At 66.4% G+C, this 13,895-nt stretch carries 11 protein-coding genes and 3 tRNA genes; 11 read left to right on the forward strand and 3 right to left on the reverse strand.

The features are described 5' to 3' along the window. Positions 1-13: 13 nt before the first annotated feature. The 3 genes from AC5P74_RS07875 (at position 14) to AC5P74_RS07885 (ending at position 4,336) form a co-directional block, all read left to right on the forward strand. A complete protein-coding gene (locus tag AC5P74_RS07875; RefSeq protein ID WP_346607603.1) occupies positions 14-3,781 on the forward strand; it encodes a pilus assembly protein in 3,768 nt (1,255 codons plus the stop codon). 23 nt (positions 3,782-3,804) lie between these two features. After that, a complete protein-coding gene (locus AC5P74_RS07880; RefSeq protein WP_005415966.1) occupies positions 3,805-4,212 on the forward strand; it encodes a type IV pilin protein in 408 nt (135 codons plus the stop codon). Between the two features lie 47 nt (positions 4,213-4,259). After that, a tRNA-Asn gene (locus AC5P74_RS07885) sits at positions 4,260-4,336 on the forward strand. Positions 4,337-4,388: 52 nt separating this feature from the next. On the opposite strand, the gene AC5P74_RS07890 is transcribed toward AC5P74_RS07885, so the two are convergent. Then, complete coding sequence (locus AC5P74_RS07890; RefSeq protein WP_005415967.1) at positions 4,389-4,934, reverse strand: GspH/FimT family pseudopilin; 546 nt, start codon at positions 4,932-4,934, stop codon at positions 4,389-4,391. Between the two features lie 128 nt (positions 4,935-5,062). Between AC5P74_RS07890 and uvrB the strand changes: the two genes are divergently transcribed. The 3 genes from uvrB (at position 5,063) to AC5P74_RS07905 (ending at position 7,441) form a co-directional block, all read left to right on the forward strand. Beyond that, positions 5,063-7,087: an excinuclease ABC subunit UvrB gene (gene uvrB, locus AC5P74_RS07895; protein ID WP_005415968.1), complete on the forward strand. Its 2,025-nt coding sequence runs from the start codon at positions 5,063-5,065 to the stop codon at positions 7,085-7,087. Positions 7,088-7,193: 106 nt separating this feature from the next. Further along, a tRNA-Val gene (locus AC5P74_RS07900) sits at positions 7,194-7,268 on the forward strand. Between the two features lie 98 nt (positions 7,269-7,366). After that, positions 7,367-7,441, forward strand: a tRNA-Val gene (locus AC5P74_RS07905). 126 nt (positions 7,442-7,567) lie between these two features. Here the strand turns inward: AC5P74_RS07905 and AC5P74_RS07910 are convergent. Then, complete coding sequence (locus AC5P74_RS07910; RefSeq protein ID WP_053500528.1) at positions 7,568-7,870, reverse strand: hypothetical protein; 303 nt, start codon at positions 7,868-7,870, stop codon at positions 7,568-7,570. Positions 7,871-8,052: 182 nt separating this feature from the next. Between AC5P74_RS07910 and AC5P74_RS07915 the strand changes: the two genes are divergently transcribed. After that, a complete protein-coding gene (locus AC5P74_RS07915) occupies positions 8,053-8,193 on the forward strand; it encodes a hypothetical protein (protein ID WP_171955946.1) in 141 nt (46 codons plus the stop codon). A 96-nt stretch (positions 8,194-8,289) separates the two neighbouring features. Here AC5P74_RS07915 and AC5P74_RS07920 read toward each other — a convergent pair whose 3' ends face one another. After that, a complete protein-coding gene (locus tag AC5P74_RS07920; RefSeq protein ID WP_053500526.1) occupies positions 8,290-8,574 on the reverse strand; it encodes a hypothetical protein in 285 nt (94 codons plus the stop codon). 176 nt (positions 8,575-8,750) lie between these two features. Here AC5P74_RS07920 and AC5P74_RS07925 point away from each other — a divergent pair, with 176 nt between their 5' ends. Genes AC5P74_RS07925 through AC5P74_RS07940 form a run of 4 tightly spaced genes read left to right on the forward strand, consistent with a single transcriptional unit; the run spans position 8,751 to position 13,892 of the window. Further along, positions 8,751-9,422 carry a response regulator transcription factor gene (locus AC5P74_RS07925; RefSeq protein WP_049415866.1) on the forward strand — a complete coding sequence of 224 codons (672 nt, stop codon included), beginning with the start codon at positions 8,751-8,753 and terminating at the stop codon, positions 9,420-9,422. 1 nt (position 9,423) lies between these two features. Beyond that, on the forward strand, positions 9,424-10,767 hold the full coding sequence (locus AC5P74_RS07930; RefSeq protein ID WP_005415974.1) for a sensor histidine kinase: 1,344 nt from the start codon (positions 9,424-9,426) through the stop codon (positions 10,765-10,767). 59 nt (positions 10,768-10,826) lie between these two features. Further along, entirely contained in the window at positions 10,827-13,226 is a 2,400-nt protein-coding gene (locus tag AC5P74_RS07935) for a DNA internalization-related competence protein ComEC/Rec2 (RefSeq protein WP_053500522.1), read from the forward strand. A 3-nt stretch (positions 13,227-13,229) separates the two neighbouring features. After that, positions 13,230-13,892 (forward strand): MotA/TolQ/ExbB proton channel family protein, encoded by a 663-nt coding sequence (locus AC5P74_RS07940; RefSeq protein ID WP_005415976.1) that lies wholly within the window; start codon positions 13,230-13,232, stop codon positions 13,890-13,892. Positions 13,893-13,895: the final 3 nt, after the last annotated feature.

The following is a 13,895-nucleotide window of genomic DNA, read 5'->3' on the forward strand; positions in this document are numbered from 1 at the left end:
GGGTGGGGAACCCATGAACACTCGCAACCGCAGGATCCTGGCAGGCGTTGGCCTTGCCGTGTTGGCCGCTGGCGGCTATCTGGCGCATACCTTGTTTGCCGCACAGGCGCAGGGCGTACTGGCACAGGAGCCGATGAACGTGCAGACCCGCGCGACACCGGCGTTCATCATGGCGGTGGACGATTCGGGTTCGATGAACTTCGAGCGCATGTTCCCCGGTGGTGACGGCCGCATGCGCTGGAACAGCAACACCAACAGCTTCTTCAACAACGACGGAAGCTTCTTCAGCGTGGGCTCGGCGTGTGCCAACAACTCGGTGGACTGTTACCTCTACCTTTACCCGCACGCGGAATTCAACAAGGAATATTCACCGGGCCGGGCCATTCCGCCGTTGGACATCTACGGTTTCGCGCGTTCGCATGTCTACAACGCCAGCTACTTCAACCCGGACGTGACCTACCGGCCATGGACCAATGCCGACGGCACGCTGTGGCCGAATGCCTCGATCACCCAGACCCGCGCCGATCCCCGGTCCGGGCAGCGCGGCTACAATGCCGTGTACAACATGACCGTCAATCGCGCCGAGACGTCGGAGAAGTTCCAGTTCGTCAGCGGCATGCGGATTCCCGACCTTTCCGGCACCGGCAATGAATACTATGTCGACAGCTGGTGGGATGGCGGGTGGAAGACCGCTGCGATCAGCAACACCGGCAATACCACATACGCGATCAGCTACTTCCCGGCCACCTTCTACCTGCCGGCCGCAGCGCCTGCACCGGACGGATACAAGACCGACGACGCCAGTCGCCCGGTGATCAAGGGTGCCTGTGGTCCGGGCTGCGACATGCGCCGCTACCAGATCAAGTCGGGCAACTACTCGAGCCCGGCCGCCTACAACGCCGCGATCCAGAATTTCTCCAACTGGTTCCAGTATCACCGCAATCGCGTGCTGGCCATCGTCGGTTCGTCGACTGCCGCCCTGGTGAGCGTCGATACGATGCGCGTGGGCTACTTCACCATCAACAAGCTCAGCAACGCGACCATGTATGACATGGTCACCAATCGTGCCGATCTCTACAAGCAGATCTACACGCTCACCGGCAATGGCGGCACGCCCAACCGCCGCGCGGTTGAATATCTGGTCGACCAGTTCCGTCGTACCGATGCCGACGCCCCCGTGCAGCTGGCCTGCCAGCGCAATGGCGGCATGCTGTTCACCGACGGCTACACCAACTCCGGCAATGCACCCAACGGATCGTTCGGTGATGCGGACTCGGTGAATTCCACGCACCTGCCGTCCATTCCGTTCGCCGATGGCTACAGCAATACCATCGCCGACATCGCGGCGGCGGCCTATGCCGGCGCCCGCACACCCCTGCGCACCGGCACCAGCTTCCCGGCCGGCCAGGTGCCGGTCAGTGACAAGTGCAGTTCGCTGGACAAGAGCAGCCCGGACTGGAAGCGCCTGGACTGCCAGACCGACCTGCACATGAACTTCTACGGCGTGACCCTGGGCGCGCAGGGCAAGATCTATGGCGTCAACCAGGCAGCGACCGATGATCCCTACAAGAACCCGCCGAACTGGGCTGGCAACGGCAACCCGCTGAATGTCGACGACGGTACGGTCATCGATGAACTGTGGCACGCGGCCGTCAACAGCCGTGGCGAGTTCATCAATGCGCAGACGCCGGCCGACGTCACCGAGGCCATGCGCCGGGTACTGTCCTCGATCACCGGTGGTGCGTCGCCTTCAGGCACGATCGGTATCAGTGGTGCACGCATCGGTACCGGCTCGTTGGCGGTCACCCCGCGTTATGACATCACCAACAGCGGCACTGATTGGTCGAGCAAGCTGACCGCGTCCAGCGTCAAGGTCAACGCCAACCAGGTGGCCGAGCTCACCGAGGTGTGGGAAGCCTCCAGCCGCCTGACATCGTCCGGCCGCCGGATCGTCGCCAACAAGCTGGGTTCGCCCGTGGATTTCAACAGCGCCCGCATCAGCCTGCAGGACCTGTGCAGCAAGCCTGACGGCAAGTACGCGACGATGCTGGTGTGCTCCACCGACAAGCTGACGGCGATCAAGGCTGATCTGGCCAGCGCGATCAACTATCTCAGTGCCGACAGCTCGACCGAAGTCCGCAACGGTGGCAAGTATCGTGACCGCACCACGCCGCTGGGTGACATCGTCAATTCGGCGCCGGTGGTGAGCTCGCCGCTGGACGACTACGGTTACCGCCAGTTGGGTGGCACCTACGCAAAGAGCTATACGGACTACCTGGCCACCAAGGCCAAGTCGCAGCGGTACATGGTCTATGTCGGCGCCAATGACGGCATGCTGCACGCCTTCGACGGCGGCATGAAGGCCGATGCCAAGCAGGACGGCACCGGTGGCACGGAGAGCTTTGCCTACATCCCGGCCACCGCGCTGGGCCACATGGCCAACCTGCTGTTCCCCTACAAGTCCGACACGGCCGACCAGACCTTCCGCCATCGTTACTACGTCGATGGTCCGGTGACGGTGTCCGATACGTTCAACGGCACCGCCTGGCAGACCAGCCTGGTAGGCACCACGGGTGCGGGTGGCCGTTCGGTGTTCGCACTGGACGTCACCACGCCGGGCAGCTTCGGCACCGGCAACGTGCTGTGGGAAATCAGTGACATCAATTCGTCGCTGCGGGATGAGGTGCGCAACAACATCGGTTTCGTGCTGGGCAAGCCGGTGATCGTGCCGGTGAAGAGTGGCACCGGCGTGGCCTGGAAGGCGATCTTCGGTAATGGCTACGGCAGCGCCAACGGCAAGGCGGTGTTGTTCGTGGTCGATATGGCCAGTGGCGACATCCGGATGATCGAAGCCGTCGAGGGTACCTCGGGCGCTGGCATCTCCGGTGACAACGGATTGGGCAATGTGGTCGTTGTCGATCGTTGGACCGGTACCAACCAGGATGCGCGCGGTCGTGATGGCCTGGCCGACACCGTCTATGCCGCCGATCAGCGTGGCGCCGTGTGGAAGTTCGACCTGACCAGCAGTGCGAATACCACGTTGACCGTGCCGATGTTCACCAGCCAGGTTGCCCAGGACTCCTCCAACAGGACCTACCGTCAGCCGATCACCGGTGGCATGACCGCCGCGACCGGTCCTTCGGGCGGCGTGATGCTTTACTTCGGCACCGGCAGCTTCTCCTTCACCAGCGACAAGGATGACAAGTCGCAGCAGGCGCTGTACGCCGTGAACGATCTGTCGGGCAAGACGGTGACCTCGACGGTGACCGCTGCCAACCTGGTACCGTACACGGCCGCGGCCGCCGCTGCAGGCGTTGATGAGCGCAAGATCACCGCGGGTGCGGCGCCGGCCAACGCCCGCGGCTGGATGATCCAGCTGCCTGCCGGCAACGGTGAACGCGCAGTAGGTAACCCGATCCTGGTCAGTGGCATTGTCTTCATGCCGACCTATGTACCCAACATGGAAACGGTTGGCTGTTCGACCAGTGGTTCGAACTGGCTGTTCGGGTTGTCGTCGATCAGCGGCCTGCCAATGCTGGAGAACGTCCGTTATGGCTCGCCGACCGGCAGCCGACCCGCCTCCGGCACCGCGGCCATTGCATTGAAGACAGGAGGAACCGCGCCGGTGCGTGACGTTTCGCTGTCGGTGTTGCCACGTCCGACGGACAACAAGGCACCGCCTGGTGGCAGCTCCTGCTGGATGGCGGTGGGTGCTGCGGGCAGCCAGTCGCTGTATCTGCCTTACCCGTGCGGGCGCCAGTCCTGGCGCCAGCTCCAGTAACCCAAGTGCGAGGATCCACGCCCATGTTGCACACTCCCATGCCTCGCCGCGCGGCTGGCTTCACGCTCATTGAATTGATGATCGTGGTGATCGTCATCGGCATCCTGGCGGCGATCGCCATTCCGTCTTACCAGGAGTACGTGCGCCGATCGCATCGCGCCGTGGTGAAGGCGGACCTGGCCGAGTATGCGCAGCGTGCGGAGCGCTACCACACCAGCAACAACTCCTACACCGGCTACGCACTGCCGACCAAGGTGTCGCCGCGTGATGGAGGGACTGCGCGCTACAACCTGGATTACAAGGGAGACGGCACCAGCTTCACCATCACCGCCACCCCGCAGGGCACGCAGGCCAAGGACAGCTGTGGCAAGTTGAGCGTGGACCAGGCCAACCGCAAGACGGCCGACGGTGGCGTTGCCAGCTGCTGGTGAAACAGGTGTTGATCTTCCTGTAATCGACCAGTACAATGCGCCTCCCCGCCCGAATAGCTCAGCCGGTTAGAGCACTTGACTGTTAATCAGGGGGTCGTTGGTTCGAGTCCAACTTCGGGCGCCAGATACTGCAGAAGCCGCGAGAAATCGCGGCTTCTGCTTTTCTGCGCAGGCATTCAGCAGGGTGTATCGCGGTTCACGCGCTCACTCCGGACGCGGCCGCCATTGTTGACGATCAATGCGCCATGCAGCTGGTTGCCCGCGCAGATGCGCAGGGTCAGGTTGGCCCCCGGGCTGCGTCCATCTGCCTGGAAGAACAGCAGCGGACGCCCGCTGCTGGCCTGGGCAAGGATCGAGACGTCCGAGCGCCCGGTGTGGTGGCTCAGGATCGCCTCCGGCGAGGCAGGCTCCCCGCGCTGGTCGCCGCTGCGGTAGATGATCCAGCCGGCGCTCCAGTCGTCACTGCAGTGCCGGCCGTCGACACTGGCGCAGAGGCCGATCAGCTCCCGTCTGCGCACGGCCTCGCTGCGTGCGCCGGACAGGCTGGCATGCAGGGTCAGTTGCAGTGCATCGGCGCGTTGCCGCAGCAGCAGGGGCTGCAGCGCCGGCCAGGACGCGGCCAGCAGCACCGCCAGCACAGTGATGACCACCAGCAGTTCGGTCAGGTGCACGCCCCGCGCAGAGCGGGGGCCGAGCGGGCAGGGGGCTTGGGCAGTGCGCATGCATCCAGCCTCCGCGCCCGGCTGTGCGGCCGCCATCGGGAATCCCCGTAGCGGTCTGCCCGGAGACCCCTCAGCCGGCCGTCACCCCTCGCCCCGTATACTGACCCTTCCCGGGAACTGGCAACACCATGAGCGACAGTTTTGAACTTGTCTCGCCGTATTCGCCGGCGGGCGACCAGCCCAACGCCATCGCGAAGCTGACCAGCAACTTCGAGGCCGGCATCGCCAAGCAGACCCTGCTGGGCGTGACCGGCTCGGGCAAGACCTACACCATCGCCAACGTCATCCAGAACGTTCAGAAGCCGACGCTGATCATGGCACCGAACAAGACGCTGGCGGCGCAGCTGTATGGCGAGTTCAAGGCGTTCTTCCCGCACAACGCGGTGGAGTACTTCGTCAGCTATTACGACTACTACCAGCCCGAAGCCTACGTGCCGTCGTCGGACACCTTCATCGAGAAGGACAGTTCGATCAACGAACACATCGAGCAGATGCGGCTGGCCGCGACCAAGACCCTGCTGTCGCGCCCGGACGCGATCGTGGTGGCCACGGTGTCCGCGATCTATGGCCTGGGTGCGCCGGAAGACTACCTTTCACTGCGCCTGATCCTGTCCAAGGGCGAGCGCATCGACCAGCGCGACCTGATCAACCACCTGACCCAGCTGCAGTACACGCGCAATGAGTACGAGCTGCAGCGCGGTACCTTCCGCGTGCGCGGCGAAGTGATCGACGTGTTCCCGGCCGAGTCGGACAGCGAAGCACTGCGCCTCGAACTGTTCGATGGCGAGGTCGAGAAGATCACCCTGTTCGATCCGCTCACCGGCGAGACGCTGCGCAACATGCAGCGCTTCACGGTCTACCCGAAGACCCACTATGCGACCACGCGGGAGCGCGTGCTGGCGGCGATCGAGACGATCAAGGTAGAGCTGAAGGAGCGGCTGGAGCAGCTCTACGCGCAGAACAAGCTGGTGGAGGCGCAGCGCCTGGCGCAGCGCACGCAGTTCGACCTGGAAATGATGGCCGAGGTCGGTTACTGCAACGGCATCGAGAACTACTCGCGGCACCTGACCGGCAAGAATGCCGGCGAGCCGCCACCGACCCTGTTCGACTACCTGCCGCCGGATGCGCTGCTGGTGATCGACGAATCGCATGTGACCATTCCGCAGATCGGCGCCATGTTCAAGGGTGACCGCTCGCGCAAGGAAACCCTGGTTGAGTTCGGTTTCCGCCTGCCGTCGGCGCTGGACAACCGCCCGCTGCGCTTCGAGGAATGGGAGGAGCGCTGCCCGCGCAGCATCTACGTGTCGGCCACGCCCGGGCCCTATGAACTGCGTGAAGCCGGTGACGAGATCACCGAACTGGTGGTGCGCCCAACCGGCCTGATCGACCCGGTGGTGGAGATCCGGCCGGTCGGTACCCAGGTCGACGACCTGATGAGCGAGGCCAACGCGCGCATCAAGGCGGGCGACCGCGTGCTGGTCACCACGCTGACCAAGCGCATGGCTGAAAACCTCACCGAGTACCTCACCGAACACGGTATCCGCGTGCGCTACCTGCACTCGGACGTGGATACGGTCGAGCGCGTGGAGATCATCCGCGACCTGCGCCTGGGCAAGTTCGACGTGCTGGTCGGCATCAACCTGCTGCGTGAAGGCCTGGACATGCCCGAGGTATCGCTGGTGGCGATCCTCGATGCCGACAAGGAAGGCTTCCTGCGCTCCACCGGCTCGCTGATCCAGACCATCGGCCGCGCCGCACGCAACGTGCGCGGCAAGGCGATCCTGTACGCCGACAAGATCACCCGCTCGATGCAGGCGGCGATCGATGAGACCGACCGGCGCCGTGCCAAGCAGGTCGAGTACAACGAAGAACATGGCATCGTGCCGCGCTCGGTGGCGCGCCCGATCGTCGATGTCCTCGAAGGCGCGCGTTCGGATGCCGCCGAGAAGGAAGCCAAGAAGGGTAAGGGCAAGGGCCGGGCGAGTGTGGCCGAAGAAGCGGCCGACTATCGTTCGCTGTCTCCGGCGCAGCTGGCGACCCGTCTCAAGGCGCTGGAACAACAGATGTACCAGCACGCCAAGGACCTGGAATTCGAGGATGCCGCACGGGTGCGTGACCAGATCCGGCAGCTGAAGGAAGCCAGCCTGGGCTGAACGTGGCAGTGCAGCATCATCTTCACAAAAGTGTTGCGCTTCACGGCCCGCATCCGTAATATACGCGGCCTGCACCGACGCAATCGCGGAAATGCAGAAGCAAAACGGGCGGTTAGCTCAGCGGTAGAGCACTACCATGACATGGTAGGGGTCACAGGATCGAACCCTGTACCGCCCACCACGAAGTCCTCGGAAGAGGGCTGTCGTGAACTGCAAAGCCCGGCCCTGGCGCCGGGTTTTTACGTAACAAGGCCAGCCTTCGGGCGGCAAGAACAAGATGGGCGGTTAGCTCAGCGGTAGAGCACTACCTTGACATGGTAGGGGTCACAGGTTCGAACCCTGTACCGCCCACCACCTGCTCCCGGCGTTGCCGGTGAAGTGGTGGAAACGATGAAAGCCGGCCCCGGGGCCGGCTTTTTTCGTTCCGGGGAGCCTGGCGTTCCCGCGAAGCTGCATCCGTGCCGGTTCAGTGGAATGAAATCAGTGGGTAATGCTGATCGAACGCTGGATGCGCCACTGGCCGTCGACGCGTTCCCACAGCTGCGCCACACCTACCCGGGCCAGCGCAGGATGAGGGCTGGCGCCAGTGTCGTCTGTCGATTGCTGGCTGCCCAGCCGCAGCACGCGGTCCTGGCGCAGGTGATAGAGCTGAAGGGGCTGCGCTTCATGCATGGCCTGCCGATCCTCGGTGCGCAGGATCTGGCTGCGCAGGGCATCCTCGGTGGGCCCGCAGCCGTCGCCGAACAGGCTGGAGAACAGCAGGATCAGGGCAAGCATCGGCATGGCACGGTGCTCCAGCGGGAAAGTGCATGCAGGCTGGCATGGTCGGCCGGGCACCGCAGCCGGCCTGCGACGAAGGCGGGGATTGGGCCGCCAAAGGCAGGCAGATGGCGATGAATCCGGGCCGCGCAGGCGTAGACTCGGCGCAACTGCGCAACTGCGCAATTACTGCAAGGAACTGCCGCATGAGTGATCACGTCCCGGTGTCCAGGCCCAATCCGCTCATGGAACGCCTGTTCGGCGGCAACATGCTGGAAGGCACGTTCAAGGCAGTGATCTGGGTCGCAATCCTGAGCGCGCTGCTGGCGTGGACCACGCTGCGCTGAATGACGCTGCCGCGCCGGGCCTGCCGGGTGGCGGGACCTGCTGACCCGATCACTCCCGCTGCCGCCAGTGCGGCGGCAGTGCCTGTGCGGGTGCTGTCAGGCGCTGAAGGCCTGGCGCAGGCTGCGCAGGGTGGCCTGGCGATGTTCCCTGGCCGTTGGCTCGCCCATCTCCAGCTCCTGCAGGCGCAGTCCGACCAGAGTCATCGACAACGCATAGCCGCGTGCCGCGTCGGCAACGCGTGACAGGCCCACTGCACGGCGGGCCAGTGCATTCACATGTTCAAGGTCGGGCATCAATCCCAGATAGGCGCGTTCTGCGCTGTCCAGGTCCGGTGCACGCAGGATCGCGTGGGCTTCTGCGGTGGGGGAGACGGAGGCCATGGGGGTCCTTGTCAGGGGCAGCGACAGCATCGTTCGGCCACATTGCGGGTGATGGCTGCGCATGCTGAAGGGGCAACATTGTCAGAACATTGCGCCTGCAACCGCTGGCATGCATGGGCGCAAAACCATAGCGCCAGGCACTATGATCGGCAGCGTTTCCGGTTGACGAGTCCCTGATGCGCATCCTCCTGGTCGAAGACGATCCTGATCTGTCCCGCGCCCTGCAATCGGGCCTGGAGCGGCAGGGCGTGGTCGCCGATGTGGTCGGCAGCCTGGCCGAGGCCGCGCTCGCGTTGCGCGAACCGGTGCACCAGCTGCTGCTGCTCGATCGCCAGCTGCCCGATGGCGATGGCGCCGGATTCGTCGCCTCGGCGCGTGCGCTGCGGCCGAACCTGGCGGTGATCATGCTCACCGCCAAGGGGACGCTGTCGGACAAGGTCGAAGGCCTGGACGTCGGTGCCGATGACTATCTGGTCAAGCCGGTGGCGATCGAGGAACTGATGGCACGCATCCGCGCTGTATCGCGCAGGCCTTCGGCGATGGTGACGCCGAGCCTGCGGCTGGGGCGGCTCGAGTTCGATTTCGAATCGCTGCAGGCACAGGTGGAGGGCCAGCCCCTGGCATTGCCACGTCGGCAGGTGCTGGTGCTGCAGGCGTTGGCGATGCGGCAGGGCCGCACGGTTACCCGCAGTGCCCTGGAGGCTGCAGTGTACGGGTTCGATGATGAGATCCAATCCAATGCGCTCGATGCGCATATCTCCAAGCTGCGCAAAGCGCTGCAGCAGGCCGGGGCGGGGGTGGAGATCCATGTGATCCGCGGCGTCGGCTACCTGCTGGCGGAGGCCTGAGATGGCCCGTCCGATCCGTTCGATCACCCTTGGCCTGGCTTGGCGCCTCTTCCTGGCGCAGGCCTTCACCGTACTGTTCGCGGTGGTCGCATTGATCCTGACCTGGGGTGACAAGGACTCCTGGGGCATGGACATGTTCGTTGCCGAGGCGGTGGCCAAGGCGGTGCACAGCGAAGGCGGGCGCCTGGTGCTGGACCAGGCGCGCTGGGACAAGCTCGATGCCAACGCCGGGGGAAATCTCTGGTTCGCCGCGGTGGATGACAAGGGCATGTGGCTCGAGCGCGGCACCATCCCAGCCATCCACGCGCCGATGCTCGCGCGGCTGCCGACCGTGGGCGCCACGGAACTGGGCTCGCTGGTGCCCCCCTATCTGGACGTGGCGCGGGTGATGATCCGCAACGAGGACGGGCGCCGCATCACCGTGATGGTCGGTGGCGCGCCCAAGGGGGGGCTGCTGGATGGCGCGCTGATGGTGCTGCGCCTGATCGGCCTGTGGTTCTTCCTGCCACTGATCGTGGTCACCCTGCTTGTGATGCCGACCGTGATCCACCGTGCCATGCGCGGCGTGCGCCGTTCTGCGCAGCAGGCCAAGGAACTGGATATCGGCCAGCCCGGTGCGCGGCTGGATGCGCGGCTGGTCTCCACGGAAGTGGCGCCGCTGGTGGAAGCCTTCAACGATGCCATCGACAAGGTGCAGCAGGGCTATGCAGCGCGCGACAAGTTCCTCGCCGACGCGGCGCACGAATTGCGCGTGCCGATCGCCGTGGTGCAGGCGAGACTGTCTCAGCTGCCGCAGGGCGAGCTGAAGTCGCAGTTGCTGACCGACGTGGCGCGGCTGGGCAATGTTGCCGAGCACCTGCTCGATCTGCAGCGCCTTGACCGCAATGTCGGCGCACTGCAGCGGCTGGACCTGGCCCTGCTGGTGCGTGAGGCAGCCGCGGACCTGGCGCCGTTGGTGGTGGGCGCCGGCTATGGATTCGAAGTGGACGCGCCGGAATCTTCGGTGTGGATCCACGGCGACAGTCTGGCGCTGGGGCGGGTGATTGCCAACCTGGTGCACAACGCGATCGTGCATGGTGGTGGCCGTGGCACCATCTGCGTGCGGTTGGATGCGCGCGGCTTGCTGGAGGTCAGCGATCAGGGTGCGGGCATTCCAGTGAGCGACCGCGAGGCGATCTTCGAGCCGTTCCATCGCCTGCGCGCGGCGGGCAGCGGCAGTGGCCTGGGCCTGCACCTGGTGAAGGAGATCGTGCAGCACCACGGTGGCTCGGTCAGTGTCGGTGAGGCTGCGGGAGGCGGCGCAAGCTTCCGGGTCAATTTCCATCGCGGTAGCGTCCGGCGCTGACGCGTTTGCGGGGCAAGTCCCGATAGGCAAGCTGCCGCCGGTAGCGGCAGGCTGGACCCATGGCCGTCCAGCTTTCCCCGTCTCCCTTGCTGGGCAGTGGCGCCGCTGCGGCGCTGACACTGGGGGCGCTGGCCTGCGTGCAGCTGCCGCGGCTGCCGCCGCTGTGGGTCTGCACGGTGATGATCGTGCTTGGCATGGCGGGGTGGGGCCTGCGTTGGCGGGGGCGCCTGCCCGCGGTCGTGCTGCTGGGCGCCGGATGGACGGCGATGCATGGGCACTGGGCAATGCAGGAACAGCTGCCGCCAGGCCAGCCAGCACGGGATGTGGTGGTCAGTGGACGGGTCATCGATCTGCCGGACCATGGAGCCGCGCACACCCGCTTCCTGCTGCAGGTCAGCGAGAGCAGCGAACTGCCATCGCTGCGCGGCAAGCGCCTGCAGGTCACCTGGAACGATGCCTGGCGTGCCGCTGACGCCACCGACGCCGGGCGTGGGCGCCATCAGGTCCTGGCCGGCGCGCAGTGGCATCTGGCCTTGCGCGTGCGGGCGCCGCGTTCGCGGATCAATCCCGGTGGTTTCGACGGTGAACGCCACGCGCTGCTGCGCGGCGTGTCCGGCAACGGCACGGTGCGGGCGCCGGCCAGCGCGCGCGAGCTTCAGGCCGCGCATGGCCTGCCGGCATGGCGTGAACGCACCAGCGCCGCCATCGCCGCGCAGGTGGCCCATCCAGCCGCGCGCTTCGTGCAGGCACTTGCCTTGGGCGATACGCGTGGCCTGTCCGACGCCGATTGGGATCAGCTGCGGGCGCTGGGCCTGACCCATCTGGTGGCCATTTCCGGATTCCATGTCGGGGTAGTGGCCGGGCTGGGGGCGTTGCTGTGTCGAGGGCTGTGGTGGCTGTGCCCGCTGCTGGCCCGGCATTGGCCACGCCCCCAGGCGGCGGCCTGCGCCGCGGCCCTGTCCGCAGCGGGCTATGCGGTGCTGGCCGGCGGTGAATTGCCGACCGTGCGCACTGCACTGATGATCGGGCTGGTGGCGCTGGCGCGTAGCGGGCGGCGCCCACTGGGTCTCGTGCAGGGGCTTGCACTGGCGGCGCTGGCGCTGCTGCTGCCGGCGCCCCTGTCAGTGCTCTCCGCGGGCTTCTGGCTCAGCTTCGGCGGCGTCCTGTGGCTGGTCTGGTGCCTGCCGCAGGGACGTCCGCGTGGGGTGGTCGCAAACCTGCGCGGGTTCCTGGCCGCACAAGGGGTGGCCAGCGTCGGCCTGTTGCCGCTGGGCATCGCCTTGTTCGGTGGCACCGCCTGGCTGGGGCCGCTGGTGAACCTGCCGGTCATCCCGTGGTGGACATTGCTGGTGGTGCCCTTGTCGCTGCTCGGCACCGCCCTGCAGGTGCTGCATGACGGCGCCGGGCGCTGGGCGTGGCGCGCAGCGGCGTGGTTGTTCGAAACCAGCTGGCAGGCCCTGCAGCCACTGGCGGCGCATCCACAGGCGATGTGGTGGTTGGCCGAGGCACCGGCCTGGGCAGTGCCGGCGGCGCTGCTGGGCGTGTTCTGGTGGCTGCTGCCACGCGGTGCCGGGGGCGGGCTGGCTGGCCTCCTGCTGTGCCTGCCGCTGCTGTGGCCGTTGCGCGAGCGGCCGGCCGAGGGAGAGCTGGAGCTGCTGGTGCACGACGTCGGGCAGGGCACGGCGGTATTGCTGCGTACCGCGCGGCATGCGCTCTGGTACGACGTGGGACCGCCGATCGGGGGTGAGGGCAGCGAGCGGGTCCTGGTTCCGTCATTGCGGGCGCTGGGGCAGGCACGGCCCGACCGCGTGCTGATCAGTCACGACGATCTCGATCATGCCGGCAACCTGCCGAGCCTGCGCCTTCAGTTGCCGGAGCTGCCCCTGTTGGCGCCGCCGGGCAGCACGATCGCCGGGGCCGGGCGCTGCCAACGCGGCCTGCGCTGGCGCTGGGACGGCGTCGACTTCCAGGTACTGCACCCGGATGCCGGCAGCCAGCGGGCTGAAAACGAGGACAGCTGCGTGCTGCGCGTGGCCAGCGCGCATGGTGGGGTCCTGTTGCCCGGGGACATCGGCCGCCCGGCCGAACAGGCGCTGCTGCGGGCGTCTCCGGCGGCGCTGAAGGCGGATGTGGTGCTGGTGCCGCACCATGGCAGCGGCGGCAGCTCCAGCGCGCCCTGGGTGGCGGCGGTGTCAGCCCGGCTGGCGCTGGTTTCGGCCGGGCACCAGAACCGCTTCGGCCACCCGCGCCGGGACGTGGTCCGGCGCTGGCAGGCGCAGGGAGCCGAGGTGGTGTCCACTGCGGAGTCCGGGGCGATCCGCGTATGGCTTGGCGCACAAGGGCTGCAGCTGCGTGAACAGCGTATCCATGCATCCCGGTGGTGGGATGCCGCTGGGCGGGCGCGGTCGGCTGTTATCCTATCGCCGATCAAACAAGCGGCCGTTGGGCCAGAGGGTTGAAACGTGTGGGAACTGGTCAAGGCCGGTGGCTGGCCGATGGTGCCGCTGCTGCTGTTGGGCGTACTGGCTTTGGCGATCATCCTGGAGCGTTTCTGGTCCCTGCGGCGGACTGAAGTGCTGCCGCCCGGCCTCGGCCAGGAAGTGCGCAACTGGGCCGCACGCGGCAAGCTTGACCCGGCGCACCTGCAGACCCTGCGTGCCAACTCGCCGCTGGGGGCATTGCTGGCGGCCGCGCTGGAAGCCCGCAATCGTCCGCGCGACCAGATCCGCGAGCGCATCGAGGACACCGGCCGCCATCTGGTGCACCGCATGGAACGTTTCCTCAACGCGCTGGGCACCATTGCCTCGGCCGGCCCGCTGCTGGGCCTGCTGGGCACGGTGATCGGCATGATCCAGATGTTCCTGGGCATCCTCGACCATGGGGTGGGCGACGTGAACCAGCTGGCCGGCGGTATCGGCAAGGCGCTGGTGTGCACCGCCACGGGCATGATCGTGGCCATTCCGGCACTGATGTTCCATCGCTACTTCAAGGGCCGCATCCACGGCTACGTGGTGGAAATGGAGCAGGAAGCCAGTGCCCTGCTGGACACGCTCGACGGTCGCCCCGGGGTGATGAACCCGGCCGCGCCGGCGCGACCGGCCAACGCCGCGACGGCGAAGGCCTGATCG

The sequence above is a fragment of the Stenotrophomonas sp. YJH_SMC_94-11 genome, from assembly GCF_059370435.1.

What these genes read in the sequence shown, in the direction of transcription:
- AC5P74_RS07915 (WP_171955946.1), top strand. Translation starts at nt 8,053, where the DNA reads ATGAGTGATCACGTCCCGGTGTCCAGGCCCAATCCGCTCATGGAACGC.
- AC5P74_RS07880 (WP_005415966.1), top strand. Translation starts at nt 3,805, where the DNA reads ATGTTGCACACTCCCATGCCTCGCCGCGCGGCTGGCTTCACGCTCATT.
- AC5P74_RS07920 (WP_053500526.1), bottom strand. Translation starts at nt 8,574, where the DNA reads ATGGCCTCCGTCTCCCCCACCGCAGAAGCCCACGCGATCCTGCGTGCA.
- AC5P74_RS07910 (WP_053500528.1), bottom strand. Translation starts at nt 7,870, where the DNA reads ATGCCGATGCTTGCCCTGATCCTGCTGTTCTCCAGCCTGTTCGGCGAC.
- AC5P74_RS07875 (WP_346607603.1), top strand. Translation starts at nt 14, where the DNA reads ATGAACACTCGCAACCGCAGGATCCTGGCAGGCGTTGGCCTTGCCGTG.
- AC5P74_RS07935 (WP_053500522.1), top strand. Translation starts at nt 10,827, where the DNA reads ATGGCCGTCCAGCTTTCCCCGTCTCCCTTGCTGGGCAGTGGCGCCGCT.
- AC5P74_RS07925 (WP_049415866.1), top strand. Translation starts at nt 8,751, where the DNA reads ATGCGCATCCTCCTGGTCGAAGACGATCCTGATCTGTCCCGCGCCCTG.
- AC5P74_RS07930 (WP_005415974.1), top strand. Translation starts at nt 9,424, where the DNA reads ATGGCCCGTCCGATCCGTTCGATCACCCTTGGCCTGGCTTGGCGCCTC.
- AC5P74_RS07890 (WP_005415967.1), bottom strand. Translation starts at nt 4,934, where the DNA reads ATGCGCACTGCCCAAGCCCCCTGCCCGCTCGGCCCCCGCTCTGCGCGG.
- uvrB (WP_005415968.1), top strand. Translation starts at nt 5,063, where the DNA reads ATGAGCGACAGTTTTGAACTTGTCTCGCCGTATTCGCCGGCGGGCGAC.